Source organism: Microbacterium sp. NPDC019599 (assembly GCF_040632175.1).
Taxonomy (GTDB): domain Bacteria; phylum Actinomycetota; class Actinomycetes; order Actinomycetales; family Microbacteriaceae; genus Microbacterium.
Window position 1 is genome coordinate 498,825 of record NZ_JBEYBL010000002.1, and the last position, 17,141, is coordinate 515,965.

Genomic DNA, 17,141 nt, shown 5'->3' on the forward strand with positions numbered 1-17,141 from the left:
AGGATGGCCATGCAGCCCACGGACCTCATCTCGTTCGACACGCTCCTGAGCGACGGCGAGCGCGCGTTCCGCGACGACGTCCGCGCGTTCGTCGACGAGGCCATCCGCCCCAACATCGCGGACTGGTACGAGCGGGCCGTCTTCCCGCGCGAGATCGTCGCGCCCATGGCGCAGCTGGGCCTGCTCGGCCTGCACCTCGACGGATACGGCTGCGCGGGGCGCTCCGCCGTCGAGTACGGCCTCGCGGCGGCGGAGGTCGAAGCCGGCGACTCGGGCCTGCGCACCTTCATGTCGGTGCAGGGCTCGCTCGCGATGACCGCGATCCACCGGCACGGCTCAGAGGAGCAGAAGCAGGAGTGGCTGCCCCGGATGGCGGCGGGCGAGGCGATCGGATGCTTCGCCCTCACCGAGCCCGGCGCGGGCTCCGACCCCGCGAGCATGACGACGTTCGCGCGACGGGACGGCGACGACTGGATCATCACGGGCGCCAAGCGCTGGATCGGGCTCGCCTCCATCGCCGACGTCGCCGTGGTGTGGGCCCAGACCGACGACGGCGTCCGCGGCTTCGTCGTGCCGACCGCGACGCCCGGCTTCACGGCGACGCCGATCGAGCCGAAGCTCTCGATGCGCGCGTCCGTCCAGTGCGACATCGACCTCGACGACGTCCGGCTGCCGGCCTCGGCTCTCCTGCCGGGCGCACGCGGGCTGAGCGGACCCTTCACGTGCCTCAATGAGGCCCGCTACGGCATCGCGTGGGGTGTCATGGGCGCCGCCCGCGACAGCTGGATGGTCGCGCGCGAGTACGCACTCGAGCGCCTGCAGTTCGGCCGCCCGATCGCGGCGGCGCAGCTCACGCAGCAGAAGCTCGTCGACATGGCGCTCGAGATCGACAAGGGATTCCTGCTCGCGCTGCAGCTGGGCAGGCTGAAGGATGCCGGCATCCTCGCCCACGATCAGATCTCGGTGGGCAAGCTCAACAACACGCGGGTCGCGATCGACATCGCGCGCACGGCGCGCACGATCCTCGGCGGCAACGGCGTCACGCTCGAGCACTCGCCGCTGCGCCACGCGAACAACCTCGAGTCGGTGCGCACGTACGAGGGCACCGACGAGATGCACACGCTCATCCTCGGCGCCCGGATCACGGGCATCCCCGCGTTCACCTGACGCGCGGGCGGGGCCCGGGCGTTCAGCTGGGCGCGTGCCCTTGCCGAGGAGTTGTCCCCTTGCGGAGGTGCCTCGCCCGGCGCCGCACCTCCGATGCGGGACAACACCTCTGTTCGGGACCGCCTCTCGATGCGGGATCGCCCGGGCGGACAGCATCCGTCGCGAGCCCCGGCGACCGAGGCGCGGCTGGGAACGACGCTGCGCCGGCGTGCCCTTGCCGAGGAGTTGTCCCCTTGCGGAGGTGTCTCGCACGCCTCCGCACCTCCGATGCGGGACAACACCTCTGTTCGGGACCGCCTCTCGATGCGGGATCGCCCGGGCGGACAGCATCCGGGCTCAGCGGCGGCCCCAATCGGCGATGGGGCCGCCGCCGGGGCCGTGGGCTCGGACATAGGCGCCGTGGATGCGCTCGCAGGCGAGCTTGAGGCTCGTCGACCAGCCGATCACCTCGCCGCGGTAGACGGCCTTGTACCGGACGTCGGTGCCGTTCATGATGCGCCGGATCTCGACCGAGCCGTACACCCTGCCCTGCTCGTCGAGCATGCGCCACGTGCCCGTCGGGCCCTCGACGGCGCTGAGGATCGGGTGCCAGTCGACCATCTGCGAGGGTGTTCCTTCCTCCGGCCGACGGGTTCAGGCTAGGCCGATCCGACGACATCCGGAAGGCGGTCACTCCCCGGCGAGCGCACCTCGCAGAAGCCACCGATCGATCGCGCGGTAGGCGGCATCCCGTGCCTCCGGGCGCGAGAGGAACACGTCGTGCAGCGCGCCGTCGATGCGGGCGATCGTGACGTCGCGCCCCAGGCGCGTCGAGGCGCGCGCGATCTCGTCGACGACCAGGACCGAGTCCGACGACGCCATGCTCTCGGTCCACGTGAGCTGCATCGCCGACCGGGCGGAGAGGAGCACGAGGACGGGGCATCCCGTGTCGACGCCCGTCGCGATGCGGCGGTGGCCGTCGAGCACCGCCGCGAGCCACGCGGGGTTCGTCGCGAAGCCGAACTCGGGGCGCCAGTCCTCGCGATACCCGTCGACGGGGAGCGCTCCGACTTCGCGCTGAGCCCGCGTGTAGAACCCCAGGTCGACGCTGGCCTGCACGCCGCGCGGATCCCACCGGGCCCTCGCCTGCACGAGCGGCGCGAGCGCCTGGCGTCCCACCGCGCCGAGCTGCAGCTCGAGCCACGGGCTGTTCAGGATCAGCGCCGCGGCACGCCCGCGATGGCGGTTGGCCCAGAGCGTCAGCGTGAGGCCGCCCGTCGAGTGCCCGAGCAGGACGAGCCGGCGGCCCCGGCGTCGCGGGATCGCCCGCAGCGCCGCGGCGATGTCGGCGTCGTACTCCCGCAGCCGGGTGATGTAGCCGGGAGTCTGCCCCGCGCGCAGGCTCCGCCCGTACTTGCGCAGGTCGAGCGCGTAGAACCTCGCTCCGAGGCCCGTCCAGAACCGCGCCTGAGCGGGCTGGAAGAAGTAGTCCGACCAGCCGTGCACCGACAGCACGTCGACCTCGCGCAGCGGGCCCGCGAGCATCCGCACGGGATTCGGGATGCTGCGCACCAGCGTCGCGACGACGGGTCCTTCCTCGTCCTCGCCGAGGGGCAGCGTGAGCTGCTCGAACCCCTCCCCGAGGATGTCGGGCTCCCACTCGCCGGTCACAGGCTCAGCCTATTGAGCGGCCCCGCGCCCCAGCATCCCGTCCCGTTGCGGACGAGATGTACTGGTGCGGAGGAGATGTGCTGGGTGCGGAGGAGATGTGCTGGTGCGGAGGAGATGTGCTGGTGCGGAGGAGATGGCGCGATCGGAGGATGCTCCACCCGAGCTGCATCCTCCGTACGCGTCAGATCCTCCCGCCTCGTACGGCTCGTGCGTCCGCGCGGTGGAGACCCTGGGCAACGGCCCGCATGACGAGATCCTGAACTTCGTGCCAGCGCTCGATGATCTGCGGATAACTGACGCGGATGACGTGGTAGCCGAGCAGCATCAGAGCGGCGTCGTGCGCGATGTCTTCGTCTCGCTGCGGCCCGGTGTGATGACCACCGTCGATCTGCAGCGCGAGCCTGTCGCCGATGAGGAGGTCCACGCGATGACCGTGAATCCAGATCTGGCGGCGCAGGGGCAGTTGCAGCCACCGAAGTCGTGGCACGACGATGGTCTCGAGCCCTGAATCCGAGTAGATGTCTGCTTCGGCGAGGAGTCGACGGCCGCTGGCAGGCAGCTCGAGCCTAGCCAGCAGCGCACGATCGACGAGTCCACGGCGCAGCGCCGACTCCCACACCGCGAGCGCGGCTTCGTGCGGCTGGCACTCCCCCACCGCGACGAGGACGTTCTCGATAGGGTCCACGAGAGCATCGGGATGCCGCAGCACAACCGGCTGCGCCCAGTGGACTGTCGCAGTGGAAGTCGGCGCGCGTCCGCTGTGCGGATGAGCGGCGACATGCGGTCGGTCGGCGGAGAGCACCCAGAGCCCCAGACGCTCGGCCTGCGTGATGCAGGTCAGGACGACGCCCCGTCGAGCCGCCGAGACCACCAGCGGATCGGCATCCGGAGTCGCCACCCAGCCCTTCTTGACCCGCACGAGCACTCCCGCGTCGAGTGCGCGTTCGGTCGCGCGCCGTCCGACGCCCTCGGCGAGGAGGACGGAGGTGCGGACGACACCGTCGCGCCGCGTCATGAGCGTCTGGAGATCGGCCACATCGAAGGATGTCGCGTGGGCGAGCGGGCTGGTCGTCGTCGCGGCTCTTGCGTGCATGAAACCGAGCGGAAGCGTCCTGGGGAGGAGTCCATCCGACGCCGTGCGTACCGTACGGGAGGATCTGGCGACGTCGGAGGATGATTCGGGTGAGAGCTCACCTCCCGTCGCGACAACTCCTCCCGAACCGCTCGCCGATCCCGGCTACGCGGCACCCAGCCAAGGACTATTCGCCGCGCGACACCGTGACCATCTCGTCGCGCGGGACGACCTTGATGCGCGCGCGCCCGTGAGGCGAGCCGAGGCCGATCTCGTGCTCGTCGAGGCGATGCCAGCCCTCGAGGTCGGTCCAGCGCACGCCGCGCGAGGCGAGCAGCGCGGGGATGGCAGCCTCGGACGGGTCGGCCGGCTGCCACCACGACCCCTGGTCGTTGATGAGGTGGCGGACGGTCTCCATCGCGTCGGACTTCGTGTGGCCGATGAGGCCGACGGGTCCGCGCTTGATCCAGCCCGTCGCGTAGACGCCCGGCACGCGCTGGTTGGAGTCCGGATGCAGCGCCTGGCCCTCGCGGTTGGGGATGACGCCGTGACGCTCGTCGAAGGGCACGCCGTCCAGGGGCGAGCCGAAGTAGCCGATCGCGCGGTAGATCGCCTGCACGGCGACCTCGCGGATCTCGCCCGTCCCCACGACGCCGCCGGCGCCGTCGGGACGCGTGCGCTCCCAGCGGAACGCGGCGACGCGACCCTCGGCATCCGTCACGACCTCGAGGGGCTTGGCGAAGAAGTGCAGATGCAGGCGACGGGATGCTGTCCCGCCGGCGTTGTTGACCGAGTCGCGCTTGCGCCACGACTGCAGCACGCGATCGATCACCATGACCTGCTTGTTGCTCGCTATCGCCGCCTGCGACGCCTCGTCGTAGTCGAAGTCCTCGTCGTACACGACCATGTCGACGTCGTTCAGCTCGCCGAGCTCGCGCAGCTCGAGCGGCGTGAACTTGACGTTCGCGGGCCCGCGGCGTCCGAAGACGTGGACGTCCGTGACGGGCGAAGCCTTGAGGCCGTCGTACACGTTCGCGGGGATCTCAGTGGGCAGCAGGTCGTCGGCGTGCTTGGCGAGCATGCGCGAGATGTCCAGCGCGACGTTGCCGTTGCCGACGACCGCGACGGACTGGGCCTCGAGCGGCCACTCGCGCGGCACATCGGGGTGCCCGTCGAACCAGCTCACGAAGTCCGCCGCGCCGTAGGAGCCGACAGCGTCGATCCCCGGGACGTCGAGGTCGGAGTCGCGGATCGCACCGGTGGCGAAGATGACGGCGTTGTAGTGGTGCTTGAGGTCGTCGAGGGTGATGTCCTCGCCGAAGCGCACGTTGCCGAAGATGCGGATGTCGCCGCGGTCGAGCACTTCGCGAAGAGCCGTGATGATGCCCTTGATGCGCGGGTGGTCGGGGGCGACGCCGTAGCGCACGAGACCGTACGGTGCCGGCAGCTGCTCGAAGAGGTCGATCGAGACATCGAACTTGCGCTCGGCCTTCAGCAGGATGTCGGCGGCGTAGATGCCCGCCGGCCCTGCGCCGACGATCGCGAGTCGAAGCTTGGTCATGAGGGTCCTTTCGGGTGCTCGGCAAGGCGCCCGCCCAGGCATCCGGGCGCGGCCGGCCGGGTCAGCTGGAGCGATCGGCGACGGCCTGGGCGAATCGCGTGAGCGCCTCGCGCACGGGGCCGTCCGGGATCGGGTCGAGCGCCTCGATCGCCTCGAGCGACCAGGCGTTCGCGAGGTCGAGCGTCGCCCGCGTGGCCTCGTGCTCGCGGAGGGCCGCGAGCGGCTCGTCCAGGAGCGCCGGGTCGGCGCCCTCGGCGATCCGCGCGACACCCTCGTCGATCTGCGCGCGCAGCGCGACGGATGCCGCGTCCTCGCGTTGCGACAGGAGCAGGTACGGCATCGTCGGCACGCCCGCGCGCAGGTCGGTGCCGGGGACCTTGCCGGTCTCGTCGGGGTCGGGCGAGAGGTCGATGACGTCGTCGAGGAGCTGGAAGGCCACACCGGCCTTGTCGCCGAACTCGAAGATCGGCTGCTCGTACTCCTCGGGCGCGCCGCTGAAGATGACGCCGGCCTGCGCCGCGGCGGCGATGAGCGAACCGGTCTTGTCGGAGAGCACCTGCAGGTAGAACTCGACGGGGTCGTCGCCCTCCTGCGGGCCGACCGTCTCATGCATCTGGCCGAGGACGAGTCGCTCGAACGTGTCGGACTGCAGTCGGATCGCCCGGTCGCCGTGCCGCGACATGATCTGGCTCGCGCGCGAGAAGAGGAGATCGCCGGTGAGGATCGCGATGCTGTTGCCCCACACCGCGTGCGCGCTCGGAACCCCGCGACGCTTGTCTGCCGCGTCCATGACGTCGTCGTGGTACAGCGAGCCGAGATGCGTCATCTCGAGGGCCGTCGCGCCCTGCACGACCTCGTCGGTCGTGCCGTCGCCGAGCTGCGCTGCGAGCAGCGCGAGCATGGGCCGCACGCGCTTGCCGCCGGCCTCGTACAGGTAGCGGCTCGTCGCGTCGGCGAGCGAGTCCGTCACGCGGAGCTCTTCGCGCAGCTGGTCGTCGACGCGCTCGAGCCCTGCCTCGACCGTCGCGAGCAGACGGCGAGACCGAGGACCCGCGAAGATGCGATCGGTGAGGCCCAGCTTGCTCGCAAGACGCGAGCCCGGAGCTGAGGGAGTCACGAGATCAGCCTATCGTTCGGTCGTCGGAGGCGTTTCGTCTCGCGCAGACCGACGCTGAGCGAGCGGACCGAGTCGAAGTGTCGCTCAACGACCGGCGTCGGACGGCTTGCGCGCCCGGTGGAGCGCGACGATGCCGAACGAGAGGTTGCGGTAGGCGACATCCGCCCATCCGGCTCCGCGGATCCATGCGGAAAGCGTGCGCTGATCGGGCCAGTCCTTGATGGACTCGTTGAGGTAGTCGTACGCCTCGGCGTTGGAGCTCACGGTCTTCGCGACGACGGGAAGGATGCGGTCGTTGTAGAAGCGATACAGGCCGTTGAAGGTGCGCGACGGCGGGTGCGAGAACTCGCACACGACGAGCCTGCCGCCGGGTTTGGTGACGCGGAGCAGCTCGCCGAGCGCCTTCTTCGGACCGTCGACGTTGCGCAGTCCGAACGACATCGTGACGGCGTCGAACTCGCCGTCCGCGAAGGGCAGTGCCGTGGCATCCGCCTCCACGAAGGACAGGTTCGGGATGCCGCGATGCCGGCGCCGTCCTTCGGCGATCATGCCCGGCGAGAAATCGGCCGCGACGACCTCGGCGCCGCTGCGCGCGAGGCTCACGCTCGAGGCGCCCGTCCCGGCCGCGAGGTCGAGGATGCGCTGCCCGGGGCGCGGGGCGACGGCGCGCGTCGTCGCGATGCGCCACAGCTGGTCGTTGCCCATGCTCAGGACGGTGTTGGTGCGGTCGTACCCCGGCGCGACCTGGTCGAACATGCCGCTCACGCGCCGCGGATCCTTGCCGAGATCGGCGCGATTGGACTCGTGGGGGGAGCTTGGCGTCACCCGTCGAGTCTAGGCTCCCGCCTCGGTGCGTCCGCTGAAGGCGGCGAGCCGCTCGAGCCACCGCTGCGCGGTCGCGTCGTCGAACGGCGCCTCGCGCGCCGTGACCCGGCGCTCGAGGCCGACGGCGAGTGCCTCGAGCTGCTCGACGATGTGGGCCGGGTAGCCGTAGGCGACGCGGTGCTCGTCCCACTCGTCGCGGTCGTCGATCCAGATGCCGCGGCCGTCCCGCGTGTCGACGACGTCGAGGTCCATGTCGATGCCGGTGGGCTCGTCGCCCTCCCAGCGCAGGTCCCATGCGATGTCGATGTAGACGCGGTACGCGCCCGGGGCGGCGTTGAAGGTGGCCGCATAGTCGCCCGTCGGCGGCAGCAGCGTCACGTTCGGCACCTCGACGCCGAAGTCGCGCCCGGGCCGCGTGCTGCGCCAGCCGCCGGCCTGGCCGAACCACTCACCCCATTCGTCGGCGCCGAGGTACACGCACTCGTGCACCCAGTGCGGTCCGCCGTCCCACTTGCGCCAGCGGAACAGCAGGCGCGTTCCCGGCGCGGGCCTGACGGGGCGGGATTGGAGGGGCATGGGGCGAGTCTATTTGCGCGGCAGATTTCGATACGCGCGCTTCGCGGGCTACTCAATCCACCGGATTTCGATACGCGCGCTTCGCGGGCTACTCAATCCACCGGATTTCGATACGCACGCTTCGCGGGCTACTCAATCTAGAGTCGAGTCGCCTCAACGCGGACTGCGTTCGCATTGACCCGACTCGACTCTAGGCTTGAGGACGTGATCGACCCGTCCCGCCCGCCGCGCCTGGTGGTCGAGACCCGCGAGGTCGACCCCGACCGCGACCTCCTGTCGTTCGCCGATCCGCGCTCGCCCCTCGCGTGGCTGCGCCGCGGCGACGGCGTCATCGGGATCGGCGCGACGGTGGCCGGCTACGAGGCCGGCGGCGCCGGCACGCCGGGACTCGAGGCCGCGGGCGACGACCGCTCCCCCGCGGATGCCTGGCGCGCGATCGCCGCCGACGCCGAGATCGACGATCCCCTCGGCCTGCCGGGCACAGGGCTCGTCGGGTTCGGCGCGCTCGCCTTCGATCCGCGCTCGCGCTCCACGAGCCGGCTCCTCGTGCCCCAGGCGATCCTCGGCCGCCACGGCGGCCGGGCGTGGATCACGCGCATCCGCTCCAACGTCTCGCAGCTCGACGACCCGGCCGTCGAGCCGCTCGAGTACGGGCCCTACTGGTCGGCGACGCTCGGACCGGGCGCCCTGAATCCCGCGGGATACCAGGCCGCCGTCCGGCTCGCCCTCGACGCGATCGCCCAGGGCGAGGTCGGCAAGGTCGTGATCGCGCGCGATCTCGTCGGCACGGTCCCGGCCGGCGCAGACCTGCGCCGACTCATCCGCGCGCTCTCGTCGGGCTATCCCGACACCTGGACGTTCGCCGTCGACGGCCTCATCGGCGCGAGCCCCGAGACGCTCGTCACGGTGTCGGGCGGCTCCGTCACAGCGCGCGTGCTCGCCGGGACGTTCCCCCGCGGAACCGACGCGGGAGGGGATGCCGAGGCATCCGTCGCCCTCGCCCACAGCGCGAAGGACCTCGACGAGCACCGCTACGCCGTGCAGAGCGTGCTCGAGGCGCTCGCGCCGCACACGACGGAGCTCCGCGCCGACGAAGAGCCGTTCGCGCTCGAGCTGCCGAACCTCTGGCACCTGGCGACCGACGTCGCGGGCACTCTCGCCGACCACGCCTCCGCCCTCGACCTCGTCGCGGCGCTGCACCCCACGGCGGCGGTCGCGGGGACGCCGACGGATGCTGCGATCGAGCTGATCCGCCGCCTCGAGCCGTTCGACCGCGGCCGCTACGCGGGGCCGGTCGGCTGGGTCGACGGCAACGGCAACGGGGAGTGGGCGATCGCGCTGCGCTGCGCGCAGATCGGCGCGGCGCCGAGCCGCCGCTACGCCGAGTACAGCGACACGATCCCCGTCGTGGCGCACGCGGGCGCCGGGATCGTCGCCGGGAGCGACCCCGAGACGGAGCTGCTCGAGACGCGCGTGAAGTTCAGGCCGATCGTCGACGCACTCGCGTAGCGGCGCTCGGGCGTTTCGTCTCGCTTCGCTCGCTCAACGACCGGGACCTTGGGGCGTCGTGCCGGGCGGCGGGTCGGGCTACGCGGCGGCGCGGCGGAAGGTGAAGAACCCGACCACGAGGCCCTGGTTGACGCGCCCTTCACCCGTCCCGAAGACCTTCCCCGAGGTCGACGAGCCCGTCTCGACGAAGCTGTAGCCGGTGTGCTCGAGGGTCCAGCCGAGCGACTCGACGTACGAGAGGAAGTGGCCGATCGTGTCGTCCTGGACCACTCCCGCGCCGGAGGACCCCCACGACGACTGCTGACCGGCGAGCGTGGCCACCTCGACCTGCAGATGAAGCACGCGGTCGCCGCGGTCGGCGGCCGCGCGAGCGAGGCCGAGCAGGTGGTCGAGGGCTTCCTGAGTGGGCATGGGTCTCCGATCCGGTTGGGGTGGTCTCAGGATGCCGCCCCACGGCATCGACCGCCGCCGACGCGCCGGGTGACAGCATCCGGTTCGTTACGCAAGACTCCTTGCACAACAGTTCTTGCAGACCTATGCTGGGCGCATGTCCGACTCTCCGCGCCGCGAGATCCATGTCGAGGATCCGTCCGCGCTCCGCGCCATGGCACACCCGCTGCGGCTGAAGATCCTCGGGATGCTGCGCTCGGACGGGCCGCTGACGGTCGGCGCGCTCGGCGAGAGGCTGGGAGCAGCATCCGGATCCATCAGCTACCACCTCGCGACGCTCGAGCGGCATGGGTTCGTGGAGCAGGCGCCCGAGCTCGCGCGCGACGGCCGGGAGCGGTGGTGGCGGGCGTCGGCCGAGGTCACGAGCTACGACCCTGCGCAGCTGCAGGCGGATCCGGCGCAGCGCGAGGCCGGGTTCGCCTTCCGCCGCGCCATCGTGCACGGCTACGCAGCAGAGCAGCTCGCATATCTCGACGCCGAGGCGGGCCTGCCGGCCGAGTGGATCGGCGCCGCGACGGCGAGCGACGACCTGCTGTGGCTCACGGCCGGAGAGCTGGCGGAGCTGCGCGACGAGCTCGAGGCTCTCGGCCGGCGCTGGCACGATCGCGCCGGCGATCGAACCCGGGCCGGGTCGCAGCCCGTCCGCATCATGTACACGGCGTTCCGCAGGCCATGAGCGCGCCGACGACCACCCGCCGGACCCCGCTCGTGGCGCTCCTCGCCGCCGACGGCGTGTCGCGCGCCGGCAACGCCATCACGACGGTCGCGATCCCGCTCATCGCGCTCGACATCGGCGGAACCCCGCTGGCTGCCGCGGCCGCCGGAGTCGCGGCGACACTGCCCCTCGTCCTGGGGGGCCTGCTGGGCGGGGTCGTCGTCGACCGCCTGGGCTTCCGCCGCGCGAGCATCGCGGCCGATGCGGCCAGCGGTGCGACGGTGCTCGCCGTGCCCGCGCTGGCCGCCCTGGATGCGCTCCCCCTGTGGGCGCTCCTGGTGCTCGTGTTCCTGTCGAACCTGCTCGACACGCCGGGGTCATCCGCGCGGTTCAGCCAGCTTCCCGAGCTCGCCGAGCTCGCCGGCGTCGATCTGCCCCGGGCCGCGGCCGCGCAGGCGACCGTCTCTCGGACCGCGATGATGCTCGGCGCCGCCCTCGCGGGCCTGCTCATCGCGACGGTGGGCGCGGCACCCGCCATGATCGTCAACGGCATCGCGTTCGCCGTCGCGATCGTGCTCACGATCGCCTTCGTGCCCCGCATGGCGCTGGCGACCCACGAGCACGAGCGCGAGGAGACGGGCGGATGGCGCGGCCTCACCGCGGGCGTCCGCTTCGTGTGGCGGACGCCGCTCGTGCGAGCCGTCGTCCTCCTCGTCGTCGTGACCAACGCGATCGACATCGCGGGCATCACGGTGCTCAAGCCCGTCTACGCGGAGGGTCTCGGCAACGGCGGAGCCGAGCTCGGCATCATGATCGCGTGCATGTCGGGCGGCGCGCTCGTCGGGGCTGCGCTGTACGGGATCGTCGGCGACCGGCTCCCCCGCCACGGCCTCTTCGTCGTGCTCTTCGTGCTGACCGGCGTGCCGCCGTACCTGACGATGGCGCTCGCGCCGCCGTTCCCGGTGGTCGCCGTCGTCCTCGTGCTCTCGGGGCTCGCAGCGGGGCCGCTCAATCCGCTCATCGACTCGGCGCTCTTCGCCCTCGTACCGCCCGACATCCGCGCCCGCGTGATCGGTGCGATCACGGCCGGCGTGACCGCGGCGATGCCGCTCGGGAGCCTCCTCGCGGGCATCGGGGTCGACACCCTCGGGCTCACGACGACCCTCGTCCTGGCGAGCGCCACCTACCTCGCCGCGATCCTGAGCCTGTCGTTCGGTCGCCGTTGGAAGGGGTTCTGACCCCGGTCGTCGCGGAGGCGCGCCCTTCGGTGAGACCACCACAGGCCCCGCGTCGGCTCGGGCGTTCAGTTGGCGCAGATCCACAGCATCCGCCGAAATGCGGTGGATCCGCGACCACCGAACGCGGCGTCTCCGGTCGTTGAGCGAGCGGAGCGAGACGAAACGCCCCGAACGGACGATCCTCGTCGGCCCGGGGCGTTTCGTCTCGGTCGCTGCGCTCCCTCGCTCAACGACCGGAAGCGGCGTGGGAGGAGCCTTCGGTCGACGACCGGGGGGCAGCCCGTCAGATCGAGCGCTGGTATGCCCGGATCGCGCTCACCGACCACACGAACGCCAGCCCCGCGAGCACCGCGAGCCCGGCCGCCTGCAGCCATGCGGCATCCGGATACCCTCCGTCCAGCCCGCCGCGACCGAGCTCGACCGCCCACGTCATGGGGTTCCAGCGCGAGACGTTCTGAACCCACTCGGGCATGAGGTCGGCGGGCATCATCGTGGTCGACAGGAACGTCGCCGGCAGCACGATGAGCTGCGAAAGGCTGATGAGCGCGATCTGGTTGCGGGTCGTCAGCGCGATCGCCGTCGACATCGAGCAGAAGATCGTCGCGAGGAGCGTCGCGACGCCCAGCGCGACGGCCACGCCGCCGATCCCGCCCGGATAGCGGGCGCCGGTGAGCCAGCCGATGCCGAGGACCACGAGCGACTGCAGCACGTTCACGATGAGCTGCTGCGCGAGCTGTCCAGTGATGATCGCCGTGCGCGAGATGGGCGAGGTGAGGTACTGGTCCATGACGCCGGAGTTGATGTCGTCGATGTAGCCCGTGCCGGCCCACGCCCCCGAGTACAGGACGGTCATCATGAGGATGCCCGGTACGAGGTAGTCGATGTAGCCGTCGCCGCCGAACTGCGGCAGCGTGCCGAGCGACGAGAAGACGGCGCCGAACAGCGCGATCCAGATGACGGGCTGGATGAGCGACATGACGGGACCCCACGCCTGGCGCCAGCTCGAGATGAGCCAGCGGCGCAGCACCTGCCCCGTCTGGGTGAACCAGCCCGAACGGGCCGGAATGGCGGTCGTGGGAAGCGCTATGGCGGTCATGCTGCCGCTCCTGTCCGGATCTCGGCGGCGTCGGGCGCACCCGCCTGGGTGAACGTGTGACCGACGAAGTGCAGGTACACGTCGTCGAGGGTGGGATGGGATGCCGCGACCTGCCCGAAGCGCACGCTCTCGGCGTCGAGGGCCGCGATGACGGCTCCGACGGCGGCCGATGCGTCGTCGGTCCGGGCCGCGAGGACTCCAACGGTTCCGGATGCCTCGACCACGACGTCTCGCAGACCGTGGACGCGCGCGACGGCGGCGCGGACAGCATCCGGATCGGGCTCGATGAGCGAGACCCGCAGCGAGTCGCCGTGGAGCGCCGCTTTGAGCTCGGCGGGCGTGCCCTGCACGACGGTGCGCCCGTTGTTGACGAGAAGGAGCTCATCGGCGAGGCGGTCCGCCTCCTCCATGTAGTGCGTCGTGAGCACGACGGTGAGCGCGTCCTCGGCGGACAGGCGCCGGATCTCGGCCCACATCGCGGCGCGCGCCTCGGGGTCCAGGCCCGTCGTCGGCTCGTCCAGGAACAGCACGCGCGGGCCGTGCACGAGTGCCGCGGCCACGTCGAGCCGGCGCCGCATGCCGCCGGAGAACGTGCTGACGGGGCGACGGGATGCCTCGGCCAGGCCGAACTCGTCGAGCAGGCGCACGGCGCGCTTGCGCGCGTCGACCGAGCCGATGCCGCGCAGTCGTGCCGCGATCTCGAGGTTCTCGGTCGCGGTGAGGAGCGGGTCCGTGCTCGCACCCTGCGAGACATAGCCGATCGACGCGCGCACCGCGTCGGGGCTGCGCAGGACGTCGTGGCCGTCGACGCGCGCCGTGCCGCTCGTGGGGCGCGACAGCGTCGTCAGGATCTTCGTCGTGGTCGACTTGCCGGCGCCGTTCGGGCCGAGGAGGCCGAACACGCGACCGGCGGGGACGGTGAAGCCCAGGCCGTCGAGGGCTCGGACGGCGGGCTTGCGCCCGCGACCGGGGTAGACCTTCACGAGGTCTTCGGCGACGATCGCCGGGGTGTTCTCAGGCATGGCGGAGCATCCCTTCCTTCTTCGTGGGTTTCGGTGGTCGCCGGTCGGCGGCCGGTTCGTCTCCGTCGAATGCGCGCCTCGAGGGCCGAAATCGCGGCGTTCTACGGAGACGAACCGAGGGTCGCGGCGGCACCGCGACGGGGTCAGGACGACGGCTTGCGGGGTGCGAACAGCATGCGGGCGAGGAGGATCATCATCGTCGCGAAGCCGCCGACCAGCGCGAGCAGCGCCCACCACCAGCCGACGGTGAAGATGAGCACGCCCGCGACGGCGAAGGCGACGATCCAGATGACGGCGGTGTAGATCCCGAAGCGCGCGGCGGCCTCCGGCTCCTCTTCGAAGCGGTTGGGCGGCAGGTCGGCGTGCGACTGGCGCGTCCATGCCTTGTGGCGATTGGTCTGCGTCGCGCCGAGGAAGGCGAACAGGACGACGGATGCCACGATCCCGAGCGCCGCGAACACGACGCACCACATCGGCAGCGCGCCGAGTGCGACGAGTCCCCCGAACGCGACGCCATAGGCGCCGAGGAAGGTCGCCAGCGCGTAGGACGAGGCGCGCCCCTGCGGCATCGGGTGATTCGTCGTGGTCTCCTGCGACAGGGAGTCGCCGACGAGCAGCCCGAGCCCCGTCGCGAACAGGCCCGCGAGCCCGATGAGCGGCCCGGGCGGCAGCGCAAGGACGCCTGTGCCGCCGAGGACCCCCATCACGAGGCCGGCCGTCGCGAGGACCGACCACAGGACGACCCGCACGACGAAGCCGGGCTTCGGTCGCACGCGGTGGCGCCGGGCGAGCGCCTCCATGCTCTCCCGCGCGGCGGGGGATGCGGCATCCGTCTCCCCCAGGAGATCGCGCACATCGCCGAGCTCGGCGATCGCGCGCTGCGCGGCGTCGGCCGGTGCGACGCCCGTCGCCTCGAGCTCCTCGACGCGGGCGACGAGGTTCGCGCGCACTTCCTCCTTGAGGTCCTGCGCGTCGGGCGTCATCGCGACCTCGCGGAAGGCCTCGTCGAGAAGGCGGTGGATGTCGGTGTTCATTGCTGTTCCTTCACGTCGAGGAGAGAGTCGATGATGCGCCGGGTGGCAACCCAGGCCTTGACGTTGCCCGCGTAGACGGCGCGGCCGGCGTCGGTGATCCGGTAGTACTTTCGGCGACCGCCCTGCGTCTCGTCGCCCCAGTAGGACTCGACGAGGCCGTCCTTCTCGAGGCGGCGGTAGGTCGCGTAGAGCGTGGCTTCCTTGATCTCGTGGTCGCCGCCCGTCGCATCGCGGATCGTCTTGTAGATCTCGAAGCCGTAGCGGTCGCCGCGCCGCAGCACGCCGAGCACGATCGTCTCGGTGTGGCCGCGCAGCAGATCGGCCGCGAAGGCGTCGTCCTGTGTCATGACAAGTACTGTATCACATCCAGTACTTGTCGAGACAAGACTCTTTCAGACCCGGGTCCCCACGCCTCCTCCACTCGCCGCTGGCGCGTCGAGCGGAGCCTCTGGCGCGTGGGCCCGACCGCGTCCTAACCTCGCGTCATGACGTTCGAGGTGCCCGCCACGGCGTACGACGACTTCATGGGCCGCTACTCCGTGCCCCTCGCCGAGGCGTTCGCCGAGTTCGCGCGGCTGCCCGACGACGGCCGCGCCCTCGACGTCGGCAGCGGGACGGGTGCGCTGACGGCGGTGCTCGCGCAGCGGTTCGGAGCGAGCGAGGTCGCCGCCGTCGAGCCCTCCGCGACCTTCGTCGCCGCGATGGCGTCGCGCTTCCCGTGGGTGGACGTCCGCCAGGGCCACGCCGAGGAGCTCCCCTTCGACGACCATGCCTTCTCGGCGACCCTCGCCCAGCTCGTCGTCCATTTCATGGCCGACCCCCTCGAGGGGCTCCGCGAGATGCGGCGCGTGACCCGCCCGGGTGGGGTCGTCGCAGCGTGCGTGTGGGACTTCGAGGGCGGCCGCGCGCCCCAGTCGCGGTTCTTCGAGGCGCTCCGCTCAGCGACGGGATCCGCCGACGACGAGAGCGACCGCGCGGGCGCGGGCCGCGGGCAGCTCGCGACGCTGCTCGAGGCCGCAGGCTGCACCGACGTCGTCGAGGGCGAGGTGAGCGTCTCGCGCTCCTTCGACGGCTTCGACGACTGGTGGGAGCCGTACACGCTCGGTGTCGCACCCGCAGGAAAGCAGCTCGCGGCGCTCGACGACGAGACGCGCGAGCGCGTGCGCGAGGCCGCCCGCGGGCTCTTCCCGGCCGGACCGTTCACGGTCGCCGTCGCGGCGTGGGTCGCCCGCGGGCGGGCGTGACAGCATCCCGAGCCGCTCAGGTCGCGGCGAGCCGCGCCTTCTCGGCCTCGACGTCGTAGTCCGCCTTCGGCCACTGCGGGTCGATCTCTTCGAGGGCCGCGAGGAGGAGCGCCTGCACCGCGACGCGGCCGTACCACTTGTGGTTGGCCGGGATGACGTGCCAGGGCGCGGCATCCGTCGACGTCCGCTCGATCGCGATCTGATACGCCTCCATGTACTTCGGCCACAGCATCCGCTCGTCGACGTCGCCGGGGTTGTACTTCCAGTGCTTGTCGGGGCGCTCGAGCCGGCGCATGAGCCGCGCCTTCTGCTCGTCGCTGGAGATGTGCAGCATGACCTTCACGATCCGCGTGCCGCCCTCGGTCAGGCGCTTCTCGAACTCGTTGATGGCGTCGTAGCGGCGCTCGATCTCGTCCGCCGGCGCGAGCTCGCGTACGCGTGCGATCAGGACGTCCTCGTAATGCGAACGGTCGAAGACGCCGATGTAGCCGGCTTCGGGAAGCGCCTTCTCGATGCGCCACAGGAAGTCGTGGGCGAGCTCCTCGTCGGTGGGCTTCTTGAAGGCGCTCACCGTGATGCCCTGCGGGTCGACCGAGCCCACGACGTGACGGATGATGCCGCTCTTGCCGGCCGAGTCCAAGGCCTGGAGCACGAGCAGCACCGAGGCGTTCGTGACCTCGGCCTGGCTTCTGGCATAGAGCCGCTCCTGGAGCTCGTCGAGCTCGTCGGCGCCCGAGCTGAGGTCCCGCTTGCCCTTGGCCTTGCCGCCGTCGTAGCCGGGTGTCGACGAGGGGTCGACCTTGTCGAGCCGGAATCCCTTGCCCACGCGCAGCAGCTCGGCGGGATCCCCTGTCCAGTACTTCTGACTCTCAGCCGTCATGGCACACCATCCTGGCGGACCAGACCGCGCCACGCACCCACTTGA

At 71.3% G+C, this 17,141-nt stretch carries 18 protein-coding genes; 5 read left to right on the forward strand and 13 right to left on the reverse strand.

Features of this window, described 5'->3' with window-relative positions; translation table 11 throughout:
* The first annotated feature begins 3 nt into the window (after positions 1–3).
* Positions 4–1,167 carry an acyl-CoA dehydrogenase family protein gene (locus ABZ477_RS05740; protein WP_360129203.1) on the forward strand — a complete coding sequence of 388 codons (1,164 nt, stop codon included), beginning with the start codon at positions 4–6 and terminating at the stop codon, positions 1,165–1,167.
* 336 nt (positions 1,168–1,503) lie between these two features.
* Here ABZ477_RS05740 and ABZ477_RS05745 read toward each other — a convergent pair whose 3' ends face one another.
* The 7 genes from ABZ477_RS05745 to ABZ477_RS05775 form a co-directional block, all read right to left on the reverse strand.
* Positions 1,504–1,767, reverse strand: a complete 264-nt coding sequence (locus ABZ477_RS05745) for a hypothetical protein (protein WP_360129206.1) — start codon at positions 1,765–1,767, stop codon at positions 1,504–1,506.
* Positions 1,768–1,836: 69 nt separating this feature from the next.
* Positions 1,837–2,817: an alpha/beta hydrolase gene (locus tag ABZ477_RS05750; protein ID WP_360129209.1), complete on the reverse strand. Its 981-nt coding sequence runs from the start codon at positions 2,815–2,817 to the stop codon at positions 1,837–1,839.
* 181 nt (positions 2,818–2,998) lie between these two features.
* A complete protein-coding gene (locus ABZ477_RS05755) occupies positions 2,999–3,910 on the reverse strand; it encodes a DUF559 domain-containing protein (RefSeq protein ID WP_360129212.1) in 912 nt (303 codons plus the stop codon).
* Positions 3,911–4,076: 166 nt separating this feature from the next.
* Positions 4,077–5,450, reverse strand: coding sequence for an FAD-dependent oxidoreductase (locus ABZ477_RS05760; protein ID WP_360129215.1), 1,374 nt, complete (start codon positions 5,448–5,450; stop codon positions 4,077–4,079).
* Positions 5,451–5,511: 61 nt separating this feature from the next.
* Positions 5,512–6,567: a polyprenyl synthetase family protein gene (locus ABZ477_RS05765; RefSeq protein ID WP_360129218.1), complete on the reverse strand. Its 1,056-nt coding sequence runs from the start codon at positions 6,565–6,567 to the stop codon at positions 5,512–5,514.
* Between the two features lie 84 nt (positions 6,568–6,651).
* The gene (locus ABZ477_RS05770) at positions 6,652–7,392 is read right to left on the reverse strand and encodes a class I SAM-dependent methyltransferase (protein ID WP_360129221.1); all 741 of its coding nucleotides are present in this window, start codon (positions 7,390–7,392) and stop codon (positions 6,652–6,654) included.
* 9 nt (positions 7,393–7,401) lie between these two features.
* A complete protein-coding gene (locus ABZ477_RS05775; RefSeq protein ID WP_360129224.1) occupies positions 7,402–7,968 on the reverse strand; it encodes a hypothetical protein in 567 nt (188 codons plus the stop codon).
* A 204-nt stretch (positions 7,969–8,172) separates the two neighbouring features.
* On the opposite strand from ABZ477_RS05775, the gene ABZ477_RS05780 reads away from it, so the two are divergent.
* The gene (locus ABZ477_RS05780; RefSeq protein WP_360129226.1) at positions 8,173–9,477 is read left to right on the forward strand and encodes an isochorismate synthase; all 1,305 of its coding nucleotides are present in this window, start codon (positions 8,173–8,175) and stop codon (positions 9,475–9,477) included.
* Positions 9,478–9,555: 78 nt separating this feature from the next.
* On the opposite strand, the gene ABZ477_RS05785 is transcribed toward ABZ477_RS05780, so the two are convergent.
* Positions 9,556–9,888 (reverse strand): hypothetical protein, encoded by a 333-nt coding sequence (locus ABZ477_RS05785; RefSeq protein WP_360129229.1) that lies wholly within the window; start codon positions 9,886–9,888, stop codon positions 9,556–9,558.
* Between the two features lie 136 nt (positions 9,889–10,024).
* Between ABZ477_RS05785 and ABZ477_RS05790 the strand changes: the two genes are divergently transcribed.
* Both ABZ477_RS05790 and ABZ477_RS05795 read left to right on the forward strand, forming a co-directional pair.
* The gene (locus tag ABZ477_RS05790; protein WP_360129232.1) at positions 10,025–10,603 is read left to right on the forward strand and encodes a metalloregulator ArsR/SmtB family transcription factor; all 579 of its coding nucleotides are present in this window, start codon (positions 10,025–10,027) and stop codon (positions 10,601–10,603) included.
* Entirely contained in the window at positions 10,600–11,820 is a 1,221-nt protein-coding gene (locus ABZ477_RS05795; protein WP_360129235.1) for an MFS transporter, read from the forward strand. Before ABZ477_RS05790 ends, ABZ477_RS05795 begins: the two co-directional genes overlap by 4 nt.
* Before the next feature lie 283 nt (positions 11,821–12,103).
* Here ABZ477_RS05795 and ABZ477_RS05800 read toward each other — a convergent pair whose 3' ends face one another.
* From ABZ477_RS05800 to ABZ477_RS05815, 4 genes are all read right to left on the reverse strand, one after another.
* Complete coding sequence (locus ABZ477_RS05800) at positions 12,104–12,916, reverse strand: ABC transporter permease (RefSeq protein WP_360129238.1); 813 nt, start codon at positions 12,914–12,916, stop codon at positions 12,104–12,106.
* A complete protein-coding gene (locus ABZ477_RS05805; RefSeq protein WP_360129241.1) occupies positions 12,913–13,938 on the reverse strand; it encodes an ABC transporter ATP-binding protein in 1,026 nt (341 codons plus the stop codon). The genes ABZ477_RS05800 and ABZ477_RS05805 overlap by 4 nt, the downstream gene beginning before the upstream one ends.
* 143 nt (positions 13,939–14,081) lie before the next feature.
* Positions 14,082–14,972 (reverse strand): permease prefix domain 1-containing protein, encoded by an 891-nt coding sequence (locus ABZ477_RS05810; RefSeq protein ID WP_360129244.1) that lies wholly within the window; start codon positions 14,970–14,972, stop codon positions 14,082–14,084.
* Positions 14,969–15,319: a PadR family transcriptional regulator gene (locus ABZ477_RS05815; protein WP_360129247.1), complete on the reverse strand. Its 351-nt coding sequence runs from the start codon at positions 15,317–15,319 to the stop codon at positions 14,969–14,971. Before ABZ477_RS05815 ends, ABZ477_RS05810 begins: the two co-directional genes overlap by 4 nt.
* 138 nt (positions 15,320–15,457) lie before the next feature.
* Here ABZ477_RS05815 and ABZ477_RS05820 point away from each other — a divergent pair, with 138 nt between their 5' ends.
* Complete coding sequence (locus ABZ477_RS05820) at positions 15,458–16,216, forward strand: class I SAM-dependent methyltransferase (RefSeq protein WP_360129250.1); 759 nt, start codon at positions 15,458–15,460, stop codon at positions 16,214–16,216.
* Between the two features lie 16 nt (positions 16,217–16,232).
* Here ABZ477_RS05820 and ABZ477_RS05825 read toward each other — a convergent pair whose 3' ends face one another.
* The gene (locus tag ABZ477_RS05825; protein WP_360129253.1) at positions 16,233–17,096 is read right to left on the reverse strand and encodes a PPK2 family polyphosphate kinase; all 864 of its coding nucleotides are present in this window, start codon (positions 17,094–17,096) and stop codon (positions 16,233–16,235) included.
* Between the last annotated feature and the right edge of the window lie 45 nt (positions 17,097–17,141).

Excerpts from the sequence above, each read along its gene's own strand:
- ABZ477_RS05740 (WP_360129203.1), top strand. The coding sequence starts at position 4 with ATGGCCATGCAGCCCACGGACCTCATCTCGTTCGACACGCTCCTGAGC.
- ABZ477_RS05745 (WP_360129206.1), bottom strand. The coding sequence starts at position 1,767 with ATGGTCGACTGGCACCCGATCCTCAGCGCCGTCGAGGGCCCGACGGGC.
- ABZ477_RS05755 (WP_360129212.1), bottom strand. The coding sequence starts at position 3,910 with ATGCACGCAAGAGCCGCGACGACGACCAGCCCGCTCGCCCACGCGACA.
- ABZ477_RS05760 (WP_360129215.1), bottom strand. The coding sequence starts at position 5,450 with ATGACCAAGCTTCGACTCGCGATCGTCGGCGCAGGGCCGGCGGGCATC.
- ABZ477_RS05775 (WP_360129224.1), bottom strand. The coding sequence starts at position 7,968 with ATGCCCCTCCAATCCCGCCCCGTCAGGCCCGCGCCGGGAACGCGCCTG.
- ABZ477_RS05785 (WP_360129229.1), bottom strand. The coding sequence starts at position 9,888 with ATGCCCACTCAGGAAGCCCTCGACCACCTGCTCGGCCTCGCTCGCGCG.
- ABZ477_RS05790 (WP_360129232.1), top strand. The coding sequence starts at position 10,025 with ATGTCCGACTCTCCGCGCCGCGAGATCCATGTCGAGGATCCGTCCGCG.
- ABZ477_RS05795 (WP_360129235.1), top strand. The coding sequence starts at position 10,600 with ATGAGCGCGCCGACGACCACCCGCCGGACCCCGCTCGTGGCGCTCCTC.
- ABZ477_RS05800 (WP_360129238.1), bottom strand. The coding sequence starts at position 12,916 with ATGACCGCCATAGCGCTTCCCACGACCGCCATTCCGGCCCGTTCGGGC.
- ABZ477_RS05805 (WP_360129241.1), bottom strand. The coding sequence starts at position 13,938 with ATGCCTGAGAACACCCCGGCGATCGTCGCCGAAGACCTCGTGAAGGTC.
- ABZ477_RS05810 (WP_360129244.1), bottom strand. The coding sequence starts at position 14,972 with ATGAACACCGACATCCACCGCCTTCTCGACGAGGCCTTCCGCGAGGTC.
- ABZ477_RS05815 (WP_360129247.1), bottom strand. The coding sequence starts at position 15,319 with ATGACACAGGACGACGCCTTCGCGGCCGATCTGCTGCGCGGCCACACC.
- ABZ477_RS05820 (WP_360129250.1), top strand. The coding sequence starts at position 15,458 with ATGACGTTCGAGGTGCCCGCCACGGCGTACGACGACTTCATGGGCCGC.
- ABZ477_RS05825 (WP_360129253.1), bottom strand. The coding sequence starts at position 17,096 with ATGACGGCTGAGAGTCAGAAGTACTGGACAGGGGATCCCGCCGAGCTG.